We start from the raw sequence: 536 nt of genomic DNA on the forward strand, positions 1-536 counted from the left end.
TCCGAGTGACCATGGCGAGGGTCCAATGACCAGCGCTGGTTGGGCATGAGGGCCAAGGGCATCGGCATGCGTGTGCCACGGGCACGCTTGCGGCCGCGCCTGCGCCGGACCGACAGCCCCTCTTCGCGGTAGAGTCGATACAGCTTCTTCGGGTTCATCAGCATGCCCCTGCGCTCCAGCAGTAGTCCGATCCGCCGATAGCCGAACCGGCGACGCACAGCCGCGACCTCCTGCATGGCCTTGCGGATCTCCGGATTGTCGGGCGGCCGCTCACGACGCACCGTCTTCGGATCGACACCGACCAGGACGCAGGCGCGGCGTTGCGAAATGACGTGATCCCGCATCGCCTTGAGCACTGCGTCCCGCCGCGCGTTCGGTGTCGTCAGGCCTCAGCCATGGTCCTTGGACCAGTGGCGTCCCATGGCTTCGATCCCAGAAGATCCTTCAGCACGATGTTGTCGAGCATGGCATCTGCCAGCAGACGCTTCAGCTTGCCATTCTCATTCGGCGCGGCGCTCGGACCCATGGCGCTTGCG

The 536-nt window shown here is 65.5% G+C and carries 1 pseudogene; it reads right to left on the bottom strand.

Annotation, left to right across the window (positions count from 1 at the left end):
- A pseudogene (locus tag DKT70_RS17675) lies at positions 1-536 on the bottom strand (IS3 family transposase); the annotation flags it as partial.

It is taken from the genome of Paracoccus sediminilitoris (assembly GCF_003259195.1).
Taxonomy (GTDB): domain Bacteria; phylum Pseudomonadota; class Alphaproteobacteria; order Rhodobacterales; family Rhodobacteraceae; genus Paracoccus; species Paracoccus sediminilitoris.